This window comes from Limnohabitans sp., from assembly GCF_034680285.1.
Lineage (GTDB): Bacteria > Pseudomonadota > Gammaproteobacteria > Burkholderiales > Burkholderiaceae_C > Limnohabitans_A.
This window is the reverse complement of the sequence record NZ_JAXITC010000010.1, coordinates 95,762-112,664: the sequence shown is the minus strand read 5'-3', so window position 1 is coordinate 112,664 and position 16,903 is coordinate 95,762. Positions and strand designations below refer to the sequence as shown.

General features: G+C 56.1%; 18 protein-coding genes. 16 read left to right on the top strand and 2 right to left on the bottom strand.

Annotated features, from left to right (window positions below):
• Window position 1 precedes the first annotated feature (1 nt).
• Window positions 2-760, top strand: a complete 759-nt coding sequence (locus SWE17_RS09945) for an ABC transporter ATP-binding protein (RefSeq protein WP_322992942.1) — start codon at window positions 2-4, stop codon at window positions 758-760.
• A gap of 58 nt (window positions 761-818) precedes the next feature.
• Here the strand turns inward: SWE17_RS09945 and SWE17_RS09940 are convergent, their stop codons facing one another.
• Window positions 819-1,592, bottom strand: coding sequence for an IclR family transcriptional regulator domain-containing protein (locus SWE17_RS09940; RefSeq protein ID WP_322992941.1), 774 nt, complete (start codon window positions 1,590-1,592; stop codon window positions 819-821).
• A 107-nt stretch (window positions 1,593-1,699) separates the two neighbouring features.
• Between SWE17_RS09940 and SWE17_RS09935 the strand changes: the two genes are divergently transcribed.
• The 11 genes from SWE17_RS09935 to SWE17_RS09885 all read left to right on the top strand — a co-directional run bounded on the left by SWE17_RS09935 (window position 1,700) and on the right by SWE17_RS09885 (window position 11,267).
• Window positions 1,700-2,392 carry a TetR/AcrR family transcriptional regulator gene (locus tag SWE17_RS09935; RefSeq protein WP_322992940.1) on the top strand — a complete coding sequence of 231 codons (693 nt, stop codon included), beginning with the start codon at window positions 1,700-1,702 and terminating at the stop codon, window positions 2,390-2,392.
• A 113-nt stretch (window positions 2,393-2,505) separates the two neighbouring features.
• Entirely contained in the window at window positions 2,506-3,024 is a 519-nt protein-coding gene (locus SWE17_RS09930; RefSeq protein WP_322992939.1) for a TRAP transporter small permease, read from the top strand.
• Between the two features lie 17 nt (window positions 3,025-3,041).
• Entirely contained in the window at window positions 3,042-4,319 is a 1,278-nt protein-coding gene (locus SWE17_RS09925; RefSeq protein ID WP_322992938.1) for a TRAP transporter large permease subunit, read from the top strand.
• A gap of 88 nt (window positions 4,320-4,407) precedes the next feature.
• Window positions 4,408-5,403, top strand: coding sequence for a TRAP transporter substrate-binding protein (locus SWE17_RS09920; protein WP_322992937.1), 996 nt, complete (start codon window positions 4,408-4,410; stop codon window positions 5,401-5,403).
• Window positions 5,404-5,500: 97 nt separating this feature from the next.
• The gene (aroQ, locus tag SWE17_RS09915; RefSeq protein ID WP_322992936.1) at window positions 5,501-5,941 is read left to right on the top strand and encodes a type II 3-dehydroquinate dehydratase; all 441 of its coding nucleotides are present in this window, start codon (window positions 5,501-5,503) and stop codon (window positions 5,939-5,941) included.
• A gap of 16 nt (window positions 5,942-5,957) precedes the next feature.
• A complete protein-coding gene (locus tag SWE17_RS09910) occupies window positions 5,958-6,791 on the top strand; it encodes a shikimate dehydrogenase (protein ID WP_322992935.1) in 834 nt (277 codons plus the stop codon).
• A gap of 58 nt (window positions 6,792-6,849) precedes the next feature.
• Window positions 6,850-7,725, top strand: a complete 876-nt coding sequence (locus SWE17_RS09905; protein WP_322992934.1) for a 4-hydroxyphenylpyruvate dioxygenase — start codon at window positions 6,850-6,852, stop codon at window positions 7,723-7,725.
• 8 nt (window positions 7,726-7,733) lie between these two features.
• Window positions 7,734-8,615 carry a sugar phosphate isomerase/epimerase gene (locus SWE17_RS09900; protein WP_322992933.1) on the top strand — a complete coding sequence of 294 codons (882 nt, stop codon included), beginning with the start codon at window positions 7,734-7,736 and terminating at the stop codon, window positions 8,613-8,615.
• A gap of 183 nt (window positions 8,616-8,798) precedes the next feature.
• Complete coding sequence (locus SWE17_RS09895) at window positions 8,799-9,566, top strand: Crp/Fnr family transcriptional regulator (protein WP_322992932.1); 768 nt, start codon at window positions 8,799-8,801, stop codon at window positions 9,564-9,566.
• A gap of 9 nt (window positions 9,567-9,575) precedes the next feature.
• Window positions 9,576-10,163, top strand: coding sequence for a PAS domain-containing protein (locus SWE17_RS09890; RefSeq protein ID WP_322992931.1), 588 nt, complete (start codon window positions 9,576-9,578; stop codon window positions 10,161-10,163).
• A 99-nt stretch (window positions 10,164-10,262) separates the two neighbouring features.
• Window positions 10,263-11,267: an aldo/keto reductase gene (locus SWE17_RS09885; RefSeq protein WP_322992930.1), complete on the top strand. Its 1,005-nt coding sequence runs from the start codon at window positions 10,263-10,265 to the stop codon at window positions 11,265-11,267.
• A 400-nt stretch (window positions 11,268-11,667) separates the two neighbouring features.
• On the opposite strand, the gene SWE17_RS09880 is transcribed toward SWE17_RS09885, so the two are convergent.
• Window positions 11,668-12,381 (bottom strand): Crp/Fnr family transcriptional regulator, encoded by a 714-nt coding sequence (locus SWE17_RS09880; protein ID WP_322992929.1) that lies wholly within the window; start codon window positions 12,379-12,381, stop codon window positions 11,668-11,670.
• 127 nt (window positions 12,382-12,508) lie between these two features.
• Between SWE17_RS09880 and SWE17_RS09875 the strand changes: the two genes are divergently transcribed.
• The 4 genes from SWE17_RS09875 to SWE17_RS09860 are packed head-to-tail and all read left to right on the top strand — an operon-like array spanning window position 12,509 to window position 16,898.
• On the top strand, window positions 12,509-13,477 hold the full coding sequence (locus tag SWE17_RS09875; RefSeq protein ID WP_322992928.1) for a tripartite tricarboxylate transporter substrate-binding protein: 969 nt from the start codon (window positions 12,509-12,511) through the stop codon (window positions 13,475-13,477).
• A gap of 33 nt (window positions 13,478-13,510) precedes the next feature.
• Window positions 13,511-15,082 carry a sulfatase gene (locus tag SWE17_RS09870; protein ID WP_322992927.1) on the top strand — a complete coding sequence of 524 codons (1,572 nt, stop codon included), beginning with the start codon at window positions 13,511-13,513 and terminating at the stop codon, window positions 15,080-15,082.
• A gap of 21 nt (window positions 15,083-15,103) precedes the next feature.
• A complete protein-coding gene (locus SWE17_RS09865) occupies window positions 15,104-15,913 on the top strand; it encodes an alpha/beta fold hydrolase (RefSeq protein ID WP_108311562.1) in 810 nt (269 codons plus the stop codon).
• Window positions 15,870-16,898 carry a Bug family tripartite tricarboxylate transporter substrate binding protein gene (locus SWE17_RS09860; RefSeq protein ID WP_322992926.1) on the top strand — a complete coding sequence of 343 codons (1,029 nt, stop codon included), beginning with the start codon at window positions 15,870-15,872 and terminating at the stop codon, window positions 16,896-16,898. Before SWE17_RS09865 ends, SWE17_RS09860 begins: the two co-directional genes overlap by 44 nt.
• Window positions 16,899-16,903: the final 5 nt, after the last annotated feature.

The window sequence follows — 16,903 nt, the reverse complement described above, 5'->3', positions numbered from 1 at the left end:
CATGACAGTACACACCACAGACACCTGCATTGAATTCGCCGATGTGGTCGCAGGCTACAAGGATTTCATGATCCTGAACAACTTGTCCTTCAAAGTTCCCAAAGGCTCGATCACTTTGCTCATCGGTCCCAACGGCGCTGGCAAATCCACGGTTCTCAAGACGCTGTTCGGCTTGCTCAAACCCCGTCAGGGCAAGGTTTATCTCCATGGCAAAGACATTACGGGTGCCTCACAAAAATCCTTGTTGGCCAATGGCATCGCTTTTGTGCCCCAAGGCCGAAATTTGTTTGGCCAACTCAGCGTTTACGAAAACTTGGAACTGGGCGGCATCACAATCGGGATGAAGACCACCCACGAACGCATTCCGGAGGTTTTGGATTTTTTCCCGCGCGTGAAGGAACGCATGAATTCGCGTGCCTCGGCCTTGTCGGGTGGCGAGCAAAAGCAGCTGGAAATCGGCCGTGCCTTGCTGCTGCGCCCCAAGGTCTTGTTGATCGATGAACCCTCTATTGGTCTGTCGCCCATCGTTGTGCAGGATGTTTTCAAGTTGTTGCGCAAACTGGCGGATCAAGGCACCACCGTTCTGATGGTCGAGCAGAACGTCAAGAGTGCGCTCAAGTACTCCGACAATGCCATCGCTTTGGAGTCGGGTCGTTTGGTGCTTTATAAATCTGCTGCTGAAATCCTTGCGGATCCTCAGATGGAGCGGTTGTTCCTGGGCGGAGCTCACACCACCACGGCGGCGACCAGCACACCCTGAACCCTGCAAACGCTGAACAAACCATTCGTTCTAGGTAGATGAGAGGTACCCGACTGTTTTAAAGCAGCGGGCGAAGGCTGTGGGCGGCCTCTTGAAGCACTGGCAGTACTCGTTTGAGCGCGTGGTCTGTTTCTTCTCGGTTGATTGGCATGGTGATGCTGATCGCACCGAGAACCTTGCTGTGTCTATCCAGAAGTGGTACGGCAATACCCCTGAAGTTCAGTTCGAGTTGTTGCTCTGACACAGACCATCCTTGGCGCTTAAAACCGAGCAGGGTCTCTTTTAAATCGGTCTTGCTGGACAAGGTGAAAGAAGTGAAAGCCCGCAAGTCATGTGTTGTCATCCACTCATCGATGAAAGCTTCGTCGCTGTAAGCCAGCATGATCATGCCTGCAGCCGTCACCTGCGTGGGCACTCGGGTGCCTGTCATGTACCCGCTGGCCATGTGACGCTGCAAGCCGCTACGGGCAATGAAAATCGTGTCGCCACCGTCCAGCACGCCCAGGTAAGCGATCTCCTCGGTGCCCGCGGTGATGCGTTGTAAAAAGGGTTGAACCAAACGCGGCAAGCGTGCCGACTCCAGATAGGCATGGCCCAGCCGCAAGATGCGCGGCATCAACCAATAGAGCTTGCCATCTGTGCCGACATAGCCCAGATGGACCAGTGTTTTCAAGTACCGTCTAGCCGCCGTACGGGTCATCCCGCACCGCTCGCCCATTTCGGTGGCCGTCAGGCGTGGGTGAGCAGCGTCAAAGGCCTCGATGATGTGTAGACCTTTTTCAAGTCCTGCAATCCAGTCGCGTGGATCAAGGGCTTCTTGGGAGCTGGACATGGGGGCTTTCTGGTTCAAACACAAATCCATTGAAATATACCCAAACTTCTCACCCATAGGGCTTTCTTGGAGTCTGCTGCAATTTGATTCGCCCCTATACTCCCCAAATGAACCAATTGGTACATATCCCCGTGACAGATCTTCCAAACCCCGAGTCAGTCAAAGAGTCCAGCCGAACCAACGACCCGGCCCGCACGATGGCCGAGATTTTGGCTGTGGCCACACACGAGTTTGCCGACAAGGGCCTGAGCGGGGCCCGCATCGATGCGATTGCGGCCGCCACGCGCACCAGCAAGCGCATGATCTATTACTACTTCGGCAGCAAGGACGGTTTGTACTTGGCGGTGCTGGAGGAGGCTTATCGGCGCATGCGGGCCATCGAGTCTGACTTGCATCTGGACGACTTGCCGCCCACCGATGCCTTGCAAAAGCTGGTGGAGTTCACGTATGACCACCACCGCGACAACGAAGACTTCATACGCTTGGTGATGAACGAAAACATCCAGCGGGGTGACTATTTACGCCAGAGCCAGAGCATCCAACAGCTCAACTCCAAGGCCATCGAGTCGGTGCGGGATGTTTACGATCGAGGCGTGGTTCAGGGCGTGTTCAGGGCCGGCCTGGACCCTGTGGACATCCATTCGGCCATCTCGGCGTTCACGTTTTTCAATGTCTCGAACCGCCACACCTTCGGCCTGATCTTCCAAGACCGTGCCAGCCAAGACAAGGCCACCACCCTCAAGCGGGGTCATGTGGTCGACTTGATCTTGCGCTTTGTCAGCCATTCCATCCCGGCATAACTGCTAGGCCTCTGGCGTGGGTTTGATCAGGGTTTTCCCTGTGATAAAAAAACTAACCAGTTCGTACATTAGTGGGTATCTACATGAGGAGCGGTGTGTTGATTCAAAAAATCATGGACAGTTTTTCCAGCCTCTTGCGCGTGGTCATGTCCGCTTGCTTGGCGGTGATGGTGGTTTTGGTGTTTGGCAATGTGGTCATGCGCTATGCCTTCAACTCGGGCCTGACCATGTCCGAAGAGTTGTCGCGCTGGTTGTTTGTTTGGATGACCTTTTTGGGCGCCATCGTGGCCCTGAAAGAGCGCGGCCACTTGGGCACAGACATGTTGGTGAGCAAGTTGGGTCCGGCGGGCAAGAAGTTCTGCTTGGCACTGTCCTACGTTTTGATGCTTTACATCTGCTGGCTCTTGTTCAAAGGCGCCTACCAGCAAACCTTGATCAACCTGGACAGCACCAGTGCGGTGATGGAAGTGTCCATGGCCTGGGTCTATGCGCCCGGCGTGGTGTTTGCTGTATTGGGGGGCCTGATTTTGCTGGTCGAATTGCTGCGCTTGCTGACCGGTCAAGTGCGCGATGAGGACCTGGTGATGATCCAAGAAACCGAAGAATCGCCTCACAGCGGCCACAAAGCCTGAGTGCGACGGAGAAAGAAATGACGATCGCAGTTTTTGTTTTTTCCCTGCTCGGTGCCATGGCCATCGGGATTCCCATCGCATTTTCTTTGTTGTTGTGCGGTGTGGCCTTGATGTGGCACCTGAACATGTTTGACGCGCAGATCCTCGCTCAAAACTTGCTCGAAGGCGCCAACAGTTTCCCCTTGCTGGCCGTGCCATTTTTCATGCTGGCCGGAGAAGTGATGAACGCGGGCGGATTGTCCCGCCGCATCGTGAACTTTGCGATGGCCTGCGTAGGCCACATCAAAGGTGGCTTGGGTTACGTGACCATCATGGCTGCGGTGATCATGGCGGCTTTGTCGGGCTCGGCCGTGGCCGATGCTGCGGCCTTGTCGGCGCTGCTCTTGCCCATGATGGTGGCGGCGGGCCATGACCGAGCACGCTCCGCGGGTTTGATCGCTTCTGCCGGCATCATCGCTCCGGTGATCCCGCCCAGCATTGGTTTTGTGATTTTCGGCGTGGCGGGCAATGTTTCTATTTCCAAATTGTTCATGGCCGGCATCGTGCCGGGCATCATGCTGGGCGCTTCACTCTGGGTGACGTGGTGGTGGCTGGCGCGGCGCGAGGTGGTGCAAGTTCCCCCGCGTAAAAACATGGGTGAGATTATGGTGGCCATGCGCGAAGCCACCTGGGCCCTGGTGATGCCCCTCATCGTTGTCTTTGGCTTGAAGTTCGGGGTGTTCACCCCGACCGAGGCGGCGGTGGTGGCGGCGGTCTACGCCTTGTTCATTTCCACTGTCGTTTACCGCGAACTGAGCTTGAAAGACCTGTACCCGCTGTTTGTGAATTCGGCCAAGACGAGCGCCATTGTGATGTTTTTGGTCGCAGCGGCCATGGTCTCCGCTTGGCTCATCACGGTGGCCAATTTGCCTGCCCAGCTTATCGAGTTGCTCAAGCCGCTACTTGACAGTCCGCGCTTGTTGATGCTGACCATCATGATGATCACGATGGTCGTAGGCACGGCACTTGACATGACGCCAACCATTTTGTTGTTGACCCCCGTGCTGATGCCGGTCGTCAAAGCGGCGGGCATTGACCCGGTTTACTTCGGTGTGCTGTTCATCATCAACAACGCGATTGGCCTGATCACCCCGCCTGTGGGTACTGTGCTGAACGCCGTGGCAGGTGTCGGCAAAATCAGCATGGATGAAGTCACGCGTGGTGTGATGCCCTTCATGATTGCCCAGTTCATCATCATGTTTGCCATGGTGGCGTTCCCTGCGTTGGTGATGGTGCCTGCGCGTTGGTTCTATTGATTCCCGGGAGTGGTTGTCTGATCGGGTACGCCTGACGACCATCCCTTTCATGCACAGCGTACGTCCTTCTTTATTCTGGAGACCCTTCATGAAACGTGTATTCATCAAGTCCTTGATCACCACCGTGGCGCTGGCCGCCATGGGTGTGGCTTCGGCGCAAGACAAGACCATCAAGTTCGCCAATCAGAACGCGCCGGGCCACCCCATCATCCAGGGCATGGAGAAGTTCAAGGAGATCGTCGAAAAGCAATCTGGCGGCAAACTCAAGGTCAATGTGTTTCCTGGCGGTGCACTGGGCAGCGACCAAGCCAACGTCTCGGCCATCCAGGGCGGCACTTTGGAGATGGCTTCGATGAATTCGGGCATCTTCGCCTCGCAGGTTAAAGACTTTGCCGTTTTTGATTTCCCCTTCATGTTTGCCAGCGGCCAAGAAGCGGATGCAGTGGTGGACGGTGCCTTCGGCAAGAAGATGCATGCCAAACTTGAAGAGAAGGGTTTGGTCGGTCTGGGCTACTACGAGCTGGGCTTTCGCAATTTGACCAATGGACGCCGTGCCATCAACAAAGTGTCGGACATCGACGGTTTGAAATTGCGCGTCATCCCCAATCCCATTAACGTGGATTGGGTCAAAGCCTTGGGTGCGAACCCTACGCCGCTGCCATTTCCTGAGCTGTACGCTGCACTGGAACAGAAAGCTGTGGACGGACAAGAAAACCCTGTGGCTACCATCAACGGTGCCAAGCTCTATGAAGTCCAAAAGCACTTGGCTCTGACGGGTCACCAGTACAACCCTCAGTCGGTTGTGATCAGCAAGAAGTTCTGGGACACCTTGTCCGCTGCCGAGAAGAAAATTGTGTCGGATGCCGTGACCGAGTCTTCTAAGTTTCAGCGTACCCAAGCCCGTGCCCAAGAAGCCAGCTTGTTGGACAACCTGAAGAAGAATGGCATGCAAGTGACCACATTGCCTGCTGCCGAGGTGGCCATCCTGCGTGACAAGATGAAGCCTGTGATAGCTAAGCACGGTGAGCCGATCGCCGCCACTGTGGCCGAGTTGCAGACAGAGTTGGCCAAGCTCCGCAAATAATGGCCATTGGCTTTGGGTCCGGTCTGCCGGAACCAAGGCAGAACATACTCTGGGTCAAATGGTTTTGACCCAGAGTCTTTTTTCTATTGGAGTTCTCATGAAAGTCTTGATGTTGCATGGCGTGAACCACAACATGTTTGGGAAACGTGATCCCAAGCAATATGGCACCATCACGCTGGATGAAATCAACGCCAGCTTGCATGCACTGGGCCGCGAGTTGGGTGCTGAAGTCGAGTGCTACCAGACCAACCACGAAGGCGACATGTGCGAGCGCATTCACCAAGCCTACTTTGACAAGGTGGATGCCGTACTGATCAATGCAGGTGCTTGGACGCATTACAGCTATGCCATCCGGGATGCCTTGGCGGTGCTGACTTGCCCAATCGTGGAATTGCACATGTCCAATATTCATGCCCGCGAAGAATTCCGGCACCAATCGGTATTTGCCGAAATTGTGAAGGGCCAGATCTGCGGCTTTGGCGCGGACAGCTATTTGCTGGCGCTGCGTGCAGGCGTTTCAGCCGCCCAAACCAAATAATTGATTTTTGCCCCCCATGATCAACGGCCATACCGAGCTCATTGCCCACATCGGCTACCCCACGCACACTTTCAAGTCGCCCATGATTTACAACCCGTACTTTGAAGAGACGGGTATCAACGCGGTGGTGGTGCCCATGGGGTGCCAAAGCGAGAACTATCCGACTTTTCTGAAGTCGGTCTTCACGCTGGAGAACATTCGGGGCGCTTTGATCACCATGCCGCACAAGGTCAGCACGGTGGGTTTGTTGGACGAGGTCACTGCCACCGTCCGTGTTGCCGGTGCCTGTAACGCGGTCAAACGCTTGCCCGATGGGCGTCTGGTGGGGGACATGTTCGACGGTGCCGGATTCGTGCGTGGGGTACAGCGCAAGGGGTTCGATCCAGCGGCCAAGCGCGTGCTGGTCGTTGGCACGGGCGGTGTGGGTTGCGCCATCGCCGCTTCTCTGGCCGGTGCAGGCATTTCCGCCATCAGCCTGTTCGACGTCAACGCCGCTGGCTGTGATGCATTGGCCCAACGTCTCAAAGCGCATTACCCGCAGATCGAGGTGCGCACGGGCAGCAACGATCCTGCAGGTCACGACCTGGTGGTCAACGCCACCCCCATGGGCATGAACGAAGGTGACCCGCTGCCCATGGATGTGTCTCGCTTGTCGCCCGATACCTTTGTGGGTGAAGTGGTGATGAAGGCCGAGATGACAGCGTTTCTTGCGGCGGCTCAGGCGCGTGGCTGCCGCACCCAAGTGGGCACAGATATGCTGTATGAACAAATACCGGCTTATCTGGAGTTTTTCGGATTACCGACGACGACGGCCGATGTGTTGCGCCGTGCGGCTAAATTGAGTTATTAATAAGTACCTGCCGGGACCACCTCTGTGAGTCCCTAGAACTTCAACCAGGAATGCACCCATGCCCTTGAATAAAGTTGACCGTGAAGCTGTCCCTGAAATGCCCAACAGGTTGGGCATTGCAGGTATTGAATTCATCGAATACGCCACCAGCCGCCCACAAGCCTTGGGCCAAGTGTTGGAGAGCATGGGCTTTCGTCCTGTTGCCCGGCACCGTTCTCGCGAAGTCACGCTTTACAGACAAGGTGGCATGAACTTGGTGGTGAACGCCAGCCCCGATGACGCCCGGGTCAGCGCAACCGTGGACGGTCGGCCCGTGATTTCGGCTGTCGCTTTTCGCGTTCAGGACGCACTCAAGGCGCATACAAGGTGTCTGGAGTTGGGTGCATGGGGCGTTGACAGTCACGCGCAAGCCATGGAGTTGCACATCCCGGCCATCCATGGTCCAGGCGGCAGCCGCTTTTACTTTGTCGACCGCTGGCAAGAATTTTCGATCTACGACATCGACTTCAAACCGATTCCTACCGTAGACCCCAACCCACCAGCACTCGCGGGGATGAGCTACTTTGGCGTGGTCCAGTACATCGGTGCTGCCCGCAGTGCCGATTGGCAGACCTATTTCGAACACATGTTCGATTTCACTGCCATCCCTGACGAAGAGCGCTTTGGCATCTTGCCCAAAGGCAAGCTGATGAAAAGCCCTTGCGGCAGTTTTCTGTGGCAATTGATTGAGCCAGAACCCTGGATGGATGCCGACGACAGTCCCGAGTGCTTGCAGCGCATTGGCTTCGGTGTGGCTGATGTCGGCCATGCCGTGGCTGCACTCAAGGCGAGAGGGGTGGAGTTTGTCGAATCCACCCGCTTGCACCCGGAAGACCGGGGCGCATTGACCCGCGCCACTTTGGGCTCGGTGGCTTTTGAGCTCGTCCACCAGTGAGCAGCACCATGAATTTGCTGGACGGTTACGGCATGGACACCATCACGATGGGGGGCACCTTGGAGGCCAAGCTGGCCGCCATGAAAGGGGCTGGTTTTTCTCAAGTGATGCTCATGGCCCGCGATTTGGTGACGCACCCTGGTGGCGTGTCGGCAGCAGTGGACGCTGTGCGCCAAAGTGGCATGCGCCCCACTGGCTTTCAGGTGCTTCGCGACTTTGAAGGTTTGTCGGGCCACTTGCACAGTTACAAGCTCGACATTGCCAAAGCCATGCTCGAGATGTGTGCCGCCACAGGGAGCAAAGTCCTGTTGGCTTGCTCGTCCACTTCGCGCCATGCCACGCAGGATTTGGACCTGATTGCGGCAGATCTTCATAAATTGGCCATGCTTGCCGTGCCTTTGGGGATCAAGGTGGCCTACGAGGCCTTGTCTTGGGGGCGCACCGTCAACGAATTCCCGACCAGTTGGGATGTGGTGTGCCGTGCCGATTGCCCCAACTTGGGGGTCGGTATCGATTCTTTTCACATCTTTGCAGCGAAAACGCCGCTCGATGCCATCGAAGAGCTCGATCCGGCCAAAATCTTTCTGGTCCAACTGTCTGACTTCATGTGGCAAGAAACGCCGACCTTTGAAGAGCGAATGACGACGGCCCGAACCTTCCGCGTGTTTCCTGGTGAAGGCGTGCACAGCGAGCAACTGGCCGATCTGGTGCTGCGCCTTGATCGCATTGGCTACCGGGGGGACTACAGCTTCGAGGTATTTAACGACGACTACCAGCAACTGCCGCTGGAGACCGTGGCTGCTCGTGCAAGAAAAAGTGCCATATGGCTTCACCAAGATGTGCTGCACAAATCGGCGCCTCTGCCTGCTTGGACTCGCCAACAGAACTGAGCATCTTGAGGTTGGCAGTGGACTCTAGGTGAAAGGGCCGCCGCCATGAGGTGTACACCAACAGGTGTACTTGATTTGTCCATCAGATCAATGTCAATCGGGGCTTGATTCGATCAACATCGGAAAGTGGCGCCGGCTTTATCAGCCCGCCCCTTTATCAACAAACGATGAATTGGACAGATCATGACTTACCCCATCGTCGACAGTGCTCGGCAAAATCGAATTTTGGCGGCTATCCCCTTGAGTCATTACGCGCGATTGTCTGAGCATCTCAAGCCCGTCACTCTGACGGCAGGCCAAGTGATTTGTGAACCTGGTGAATCACTGAACTTTGTGTATTTCCACACCACGTGCACCACATCATTGGTGTCACAAACAGCCGAAGGCGAGAGCTCCGAGTTGGCCATGACAGGTCGCGATGGCTTGGTCGGTGTGTCTCTTGTTTTGGGCAGTCATACGGTCAACCACCGTGTGGTGGTTCAATGTGCGGGCCTGGCTTACAGAATGCCTGCTGCGATTTTTCAGTCTGAGTTGGTGCGTTGCCGTGAATTGCAACAACTGGCGCTTTGTCACGTGCAAGCCTTGATCACCCAAATGTCACAGAGCATTGTGTGCATTGGTCACCATTCGGTACGAGAGCGACTGTGTTATTGGTTGTTGTTCAACCAAGCGGCTGTGGGCAACGACCACTTGAAGGTGACCCATGAAACCATTGCCAACATGTTGGGTGTTCGCAGGGAGTCCATCACCCAAGCCTTGGGTAAATTGCAGTCTGCTGGTTGGGTGTCGAGTGGTCGCGGTCAAATTCAGGTGCTGGACCGCGAGGGATTGCGTGAAGCTGTGTGTGAGTGTTTTTCTTTGGTGTATGACGAAACCGAGCGCTTGTATGCGCGTGTGACACTTTCTACGCAGACGAGTTCCCCGATGAGCGAGGGGCCGGATCATTTTTAGGAGCCAACTTTGTTGAACAAATACCAGGATGTCTACGATTTTGCGCCTGTTGGTTTCGTGAGCTTGGATCTCCAAGGGCAGGTTCTCCAAACCAATTTATCGGGAGCCATCATGTTGGGCATTCAGCGCTCGCAACGAAGCAATAACTTGATGTCCGACTTCATTCAACCAGCTGATCAAGCCATGTTTGCGGCATTTCACAGAGAAGTTCTGAGCGGCAAATGCAGACGCCATTGTGAATTGACGCTGAGCGCCACGGCCCATCGACCAAAGATGGTGGTGCGCATCGATGCGACGATGGACGAGCAAGGTGATGAATGCCGTTTGGTGATGATTGATGTGACTGAGGAAAAAGAAAAAGTAGAGCAGCAACGCGCTGTGGAGCGACAACATCAGGAAATTTTGGACCGCCGAACTTTGGCGCTGTGGTTCAAGGACCAAGATGGACGGTTGATCTCGGCCAACGCCTCTTTTTTGGCGGATTGGGACCTGTTCGCAGCGGACGCATTGAGAACACAAGCATCTTCACCCGATCTCGCATCCACTTATTTGTCAAAGACCGCCGCTTATTCACCCCTTGCCCTCTCACCCATCTAGAAGAGGCCATTTTTGTCGACCTCCTGTCTCGGCGAATGGTGGGGTGCTGAGTGGGTGTCCTGAACGTTGCAAAGGGGTAGACGGGCTATGATGCTGACCATGAAAAACCGTCAATTGGCCTCCTTTTCCGTCAGCGCCATCGGCCTAGGCTGCATGAACCTCAGCCATGCTTATGGCGCACCTGTATCGGCTGAACAAGCCGAGCGCGTGTTGTTGACCGCCTTAGATCAAGGTGTCACCTTCTTTGATACCGCCGCTTTGTATGGCTTTGGCACCAACGAGACGTTGGTAGGCAAAGTCTTGAAGCCCCACCGTCAACGGTTTACCCTGGCCAGCAAATGCGGCATGCAGGGCGTGGAACAAAACGACGGCAGCAAAGTGCGCGTCATCGACGGCCGCCCCGAGACCCTCAAGAAAACCTGTGAAGGCGCGCTACGCCGCCTGCAGACCGATGTGATCGACCTGTATTACCTGCACCGCTGGGACAAGAAAGTGCCGATCGAAGACAGCGTGGGCGCACTGAGCGACTTGGTGCGCCAAGGCAAGATCCAGACCATTGGCCTGTCGGAAGTCTCGGCCAGCACCCTGCGTAAAGCCCATGCGGTGCACCCGATTGCAGCGGTGCAGACCGAGTATTCGCTGTGGACGCGCAACCCCGAGATCGCGGTGCTGCAGGCTTGCCGTGAGTTGGGTGTGGCCTTTGTGGCTTTCAGTCCGGTGGCGCGGGGCTTTTTGTGTGGCGCGGCTTTGGACGTGACCGCATTTGACCCCAAAGACATCCGCCGCAGCATGCCGCGCTTTACGCCCGAGAACTACGCTGCCAACCTGAAGCTCTTGCCCGCTTACCACGCTCTCGCACAAGAGGCCGGCTGCAGCCCCTCGCAGCTCGCACTGGCTTGGCTGCTGCACCAAGGCGAAGACATCATTCCCATCCCTGGCACCACCTCGGTGGAGCACCTGCTGGATGACTTGGCCGCTGTGGATGTGAAGTTGGATGCTGGGTTGATGGTGCGCCTTGATGCGCTGATCAACCAGCGCACCGTGGCGGGCGATCGCTACAACGCGCAGGCCAACAGCGAGGTGGATACCGAGGTGTTTGACTGAGTGATCTGTCGTCCTTGGCTTGAGCCGAGGAACCGTTTGATCTGTCATCCTTGGGCTTGCCCCGATGATCCATGTCTCGATCACTGACCAAGCAAGTGGCTGGTTTTGGGTTATGGGGGTCTGGTTAAGGCTGAACGCGGACCATCGCTACGAGCAGGTGACCGGCAGAAGCCGACCTACAGCGGCCGTTTGACCTATCGGTGCAATGGTGTGTTTTTCGGGAAAGCAGACATATAGATTGGGCACGGGATTAATTGGAGAGAAAATCAACTGGTAGTTGATCGATCATTCGCTACTGAGGGCCATGGTTCATCTTTTTGAATTTTCGACTGTTTCCAGCTATTTGACCTTTGAAACAAATTGAGAACACCCTTTTGATATTTGTAAAGTCTCGCGACGTCTAGTCGGACCTTTCGTTCAATCCTCGCAAATTCAACACCTCAATCCAGCCGCGCCCCAGTTTCAAAACGCCATCACCTTCCAGCGCTTTAAGAGCAATGGAGGCCTTCGGACGGCTGATGCCGCAGCTGGCAGCTATTTGTTCATGCGTAGCGACGACGACGTTACGCCCGTCGGATCGGCTTGGCAAATCAGCCGCCATGCGCGCCAAGCCAGCACAAAGGCGGGTTTGCACGCCTCTTGCAGCCCAACTGCGCTCACGTGCTTGCACCTCACGCAGGCGCTGACCGAGAAAACCCACCAGCATCAGCAGCAAACCCTGATCATTCAGCAGACAAGTCTCAATGTCTTTCAGCGGCAGCCATTGAATGGTGCTGGGCTCTCCGACCACCAAGTCACTCCCGCTGGGCAGTTGGTTGAACAAGTAAGAAAGAAAAGCCATTTCACCCGCGCGAAATGAGATGGGAACGACTTGCCCGCCTTGGACACCCGGCACATGCACAACAGCATCGAGGCGACCGCTCATGACGAAAGGCAGTTGCGTCACGCGATCTCCTGCTTTGCACAAGCTCACCCCTGCAGCAAATCGGTGCAGCGGCCTGCTCTTGAAGGCCAGCGGTTGCGCAAGGGCGTTCGCAAACTTACGGCCCAATTGACGGCTTTGCAAAAGTTCCGTCGCGAAGCGATCACTGATATGCAGTTGATTAGAGGTCATCCCTGTATTGTTCCCGAAGATACTGAAGCGCGCTCCACCCCGGCACATGATCGTTTGATTCGCAAATGGCCTTCACCGCGAATATGCCCAAATCTAACGCTGATTGCAGCTTCCTTAAAGGATCATCATGTTGAATCGTCGCCACTGCTTGACCTACATAGGAACCAGCGCTGTCGCAGGCCTCTCGTCCAGCCTGGCCTTTGCGCAAGGCAAACCATTGAAAATCCTCGTGGGTTACCCCGCAGGGGGGGCTGTGGATGTGGTGGCTCGCCAAGTCGGTGAGGAGCTTCGTGCCGCAGGCTACAACGCGATCATAGAAAACCGCACGGGTGCCGCTGGGCAACTGGCCACCGAGGCCATGCTGGCCGCACCCGCCGACGGCAGCACGATTGTGATGATGCCAGGGGGCAATGCGACGATCTTCCCGCATGTCTATCCAAAACTGCGTTATTCGATGAGTGATCTCGCACCGCTGGCAGGTGTTTGCTCTTTCCAGTTTGCTTTGGGGGTCGGGCCGGGCACACCCGCCAAAACACTGAAGGAATTTGTGGATTGGGCCAAGGCCAACCCTGGCAAAGCCAGCTACGGTACGCCAGGCGCTGGTACGGCCATGCATTTCATGGGTGTGATGTTTGGGCGCAAGGCTGGCATCGATTTTCAGCATGTGCCCTATCGCGGTGGTGCAGCCGCGATGACGGATCTGTTGGGCGGGACGATTCCCTCTCTCGCTACGACGCTGCCCAACTTGGTGACGCATCACAAGTCCGGCAAAGTTCGCATTCTTGGCTTCAGCGGCGACAAGGCTTTGCCGGGCCTGTCGGGTGTGACCACCTTCAAAGAGCAGGGCTACCCTGAGTTACAACTCACCGAAGTGTTTGCGTTCTTTGCATCGAGCAAAACACCCAAAGCGGTCCAACTTGAACTGGAAGCAGCGATATCAGCTGCGGCGCGCAGCCCACGCTTGGTCGCTGCCATTGAAAAGCTGGAGTTTGATTCTGACGTCAGGTCTTCGGCTGATTTGGCGCGCCACCTCAAAGACGATTTTGAACGCTGGGGCCCTGTCATCAAAGCCACGGGGTACACCGCAGATAACTGATGCACATCCATTCGCTAACCTGGGTGACACGATTTGAAACGACCTAATATTTTGCTGATCATGAGCGATCAGCACCGCGCTGATTGCTTCGGATTCGAAAGCCGCAGGGTGCGCACGCCGCATCTTGATTTGCTGGCCCAACAAGGCACGCGATTCACCCAATGCATCACACCCAATGTGGTGTGCATGCCCTCAAGAAGCGCCATCTTGACCGGTATGCTGCCGCTGACGAGTGGCGTGCACGACAACGGTATCGATCTGGACGAGTCCATCGCGGCGGGAGGCTTTGCCGGATCACTGAGCCAAGCGGGCTACGACACGCGGTTCATCGGCAAGGCGCATTTTTCGAGCAACCATTCCTATGCCAACCGTCCCACCGGTCGCTGCGAGAACATTCCCAGTTCGCATTTGTTCGCCGACGATTGGCGCGGCCCCTACATGGGCTTTGAACAGATCGAGTTGATGCAGTTGGGGCACAACTATTGGCTGCCCGAGACCAGCCCCGGCGGCTTGCATTACGAGCGCTGGTACCACCGCGATGGCTTGGGGGCCATGAAAAACGCCCTTTACAGCCAGCGCCTTGATCCGCAAACGCAGGCTTCGCAAACTCACAATAGCGCCCTGCCCACGGCTTGGCACAACAGCACTTGGGTGGGAGACCGCACGGTCGAGTACATCGCTGAGCAAGGGCGGCGTCAGCGAGAAGCCACCGATGCACAAGCGACAGCACAGCCGTTTTGCGCGTGGGTGTCTATGGCTGATCCGCATCATCCTTTTGACGCACCTGCGCCTTGGTGTTGGATGCACCGCCCAGATGAGGTGGATCTGCCACCGCATCGGCTTCGAGACTTGGACAAACGCCCCTGGTGGCACAGAGCCGCACTGGAAAACACGCCCGGTGGCACACCAGAAAGCCGAAAAGTGCGTGAGGAATACTCGCGCATGCCACCGCAAACCGATGCGCAGCTGCGAGAAATCATTGCCAATTACTACGGCATGATTTCTTTGGTGGACCACCAAGTGGGGCGTATCTTGTCTGCGCTCGACGATGCTGGCTTGACTGACAACACGCTCGTTGTGTTCACCTCTGACCACGGTGAATTTCTGGGTGATCATGGCCTCATGCTCAAAGGCCCGATGCATTACGAAGGCCTGCTGCGCGTCGGTTTGATCATGCGCGGCCCCGGTATCGCCGCTGATCAGAAAAACGACCAACCTGTATCCACGCTAGATCTGGCCGCCACCTTTGGCGACTATGCAGCCACACCCGTGCCCTCTGCCGTGCACAGCCAAAGCCTGCGCCCGCTGCTAACCGGCGTTGGCAACGCAGAGCGCGATCACGCCTACAACGAATGGCGCTTGGGCCCATCGCGTTGTGGTGTCGCCTTGGACTTGCGCACTGTGCGCACCCGCAGCGCCAAGCTCACGCTTGAATTAGACAGTGGGGTCGGTGAAATGTATGACCTGAGCAACGACCCCTACGAGTGCGTCAATCTGTTTGACGATCCAAAGCATCGCGGCCTCCGTGAAGAATTGATACAGCGGCTCATGAGCCGCCCCAACGATATCCGCGTCCCACTGCCTGACCCCGTTGGCCCTGCCTAAATTTACGTAAGGAGACTCAGCATGAAATTAGAACGCCGTACGGCGATCATCGGTGCCGCAACCACTGCTTTGGCTCTGCACGGCTGTGGCACGACTCAAAATGCAAACACTAGGGATAAAGCCAGACACTATGTTCTGTTGCACGGCGCATGGCACGGGGCGTGGGCATGGTCCAAGGCTGCACCATTGATCCGCCAGGCTGGGCATGAAGTTTCGGTGCCGACGCTGTCCGGCCTGGGTGAGCGCAGCCATGTCGCCGCAGGCATCAGCGGGCTAGCCGTACATGTGCAAGATGTTGTGTCACATCTCATGATGGAAGATTTACGAGATGTGGTCTTGGTAGGCCACTCCTATGCGGGCTGCGTTCTTTCGGGCGTGCTTGCCGCACGCACGGGCCGCGTGGCGCATGCGATTTATCTGGATGCATTTGTCCCACTACAAGGGCAAGCGATGTCAAACTTTTTGCCTCCACCAGTGAAGGCGGACTTTGAACGGCTTGCAGCTCAAAACGCAACAGTACCCGTGCCCCCGGTCGCAACTTGGGGCGAACGATGGGGCTTATCGGATGGCGCATTGATCGCTTGGTCTCAGCCCCGTATGACGGCGCAAGCAGCAAGAAGTTTTACCGAGCAGGTTGCAGGCGATCCAATGGCTGAACCAATTCGACGTACCTATTTGAAATGCAGCACCAATCCCAATCCGCAATTCAAAGCAATCGCAGCGGGCATCCAAAAAGACAATCGTTTCAAGTACGCCGAGGTCGAAGGCCATCATGACGTCATGCTGATTGACCCACCACGTTTTGTTTCATCGTTGTTGTCACTGGTTTAATTCAAAGGAGATTGATATGTTGAATCGCCGCACATTTACCGTTTATAGCGCTACCGCCGCTGTAGGCGCACCGGCCCTTGCGCAATCTGATCCCCTTCGCATCGTTGTTGGATTTCCGGCAGGTGGCATTGTGGACATCATTGCGCGTGAATTGGGGGAGGCCATGAAGCCGCACCTGGGTGGGCGCGCAGTGGTGGTGGAAGCAAAACCAGGTGCGGGAGGCCGAATTGGTGTTGCAACCGTCAAAACGGCCGCTCCCGATGGCAATACCGTGCTGCTGACACCCTCGTCGATCATGACACTTTACCCACATGTCTTTAATAAACTGGGCTACGACACCTTAAAAGACTTGACACCTGTCAGCACAGTTTGCATGTCTGCAAACGCGCTTGCGGTAGGCATGCACGTTCCGGTGAAGACACTGGGGGAATTCATTGCTTGGTGCAAAGCCAACCCCAAAGAGGCGTCTTATGCATCACCTGGCGCTGGTTCTGCCCCACATTTTCTCGGTGCTCAAATTGCGAGTGCCGCAGGTATCGAGATGCTGCATGTGCCCTACAAAGGCGCCCCCGATATCCTCAATGACTTGTACGGTGGGCGAATTTCCTCTTTCGTGACAGCGCTTTCTAATGCAGTTCAGCCCCACATGGGCGGAAAGATGCGTGTTCTAGTGACGACATCGCCCAAGCGCAGCTCGGTTTTGCCCGATGTGCAGACTGCAGCAGAAGCCGGATACCCACAGCTCTCGGGCATGGAGTGGTTTGGTTTGTTGGCACCAGCAGGGACCAGCCCCGAACGCGTCGCGGTACTTAATTCTGCGGTCAGCAAAGCCATTGCAAGTGATCGCATCAAGGAAGCCTTTGGCAAATTGATCATGGAGCCCTCATCGAGCAGTCCGACTGAATTTGCTCGCATGATTAAGGCCGACATAGATCGCTGGGGTGCTACCGCCAAACGTTTGAACTATCAGCCTGTTGACGCGTAAAGCCA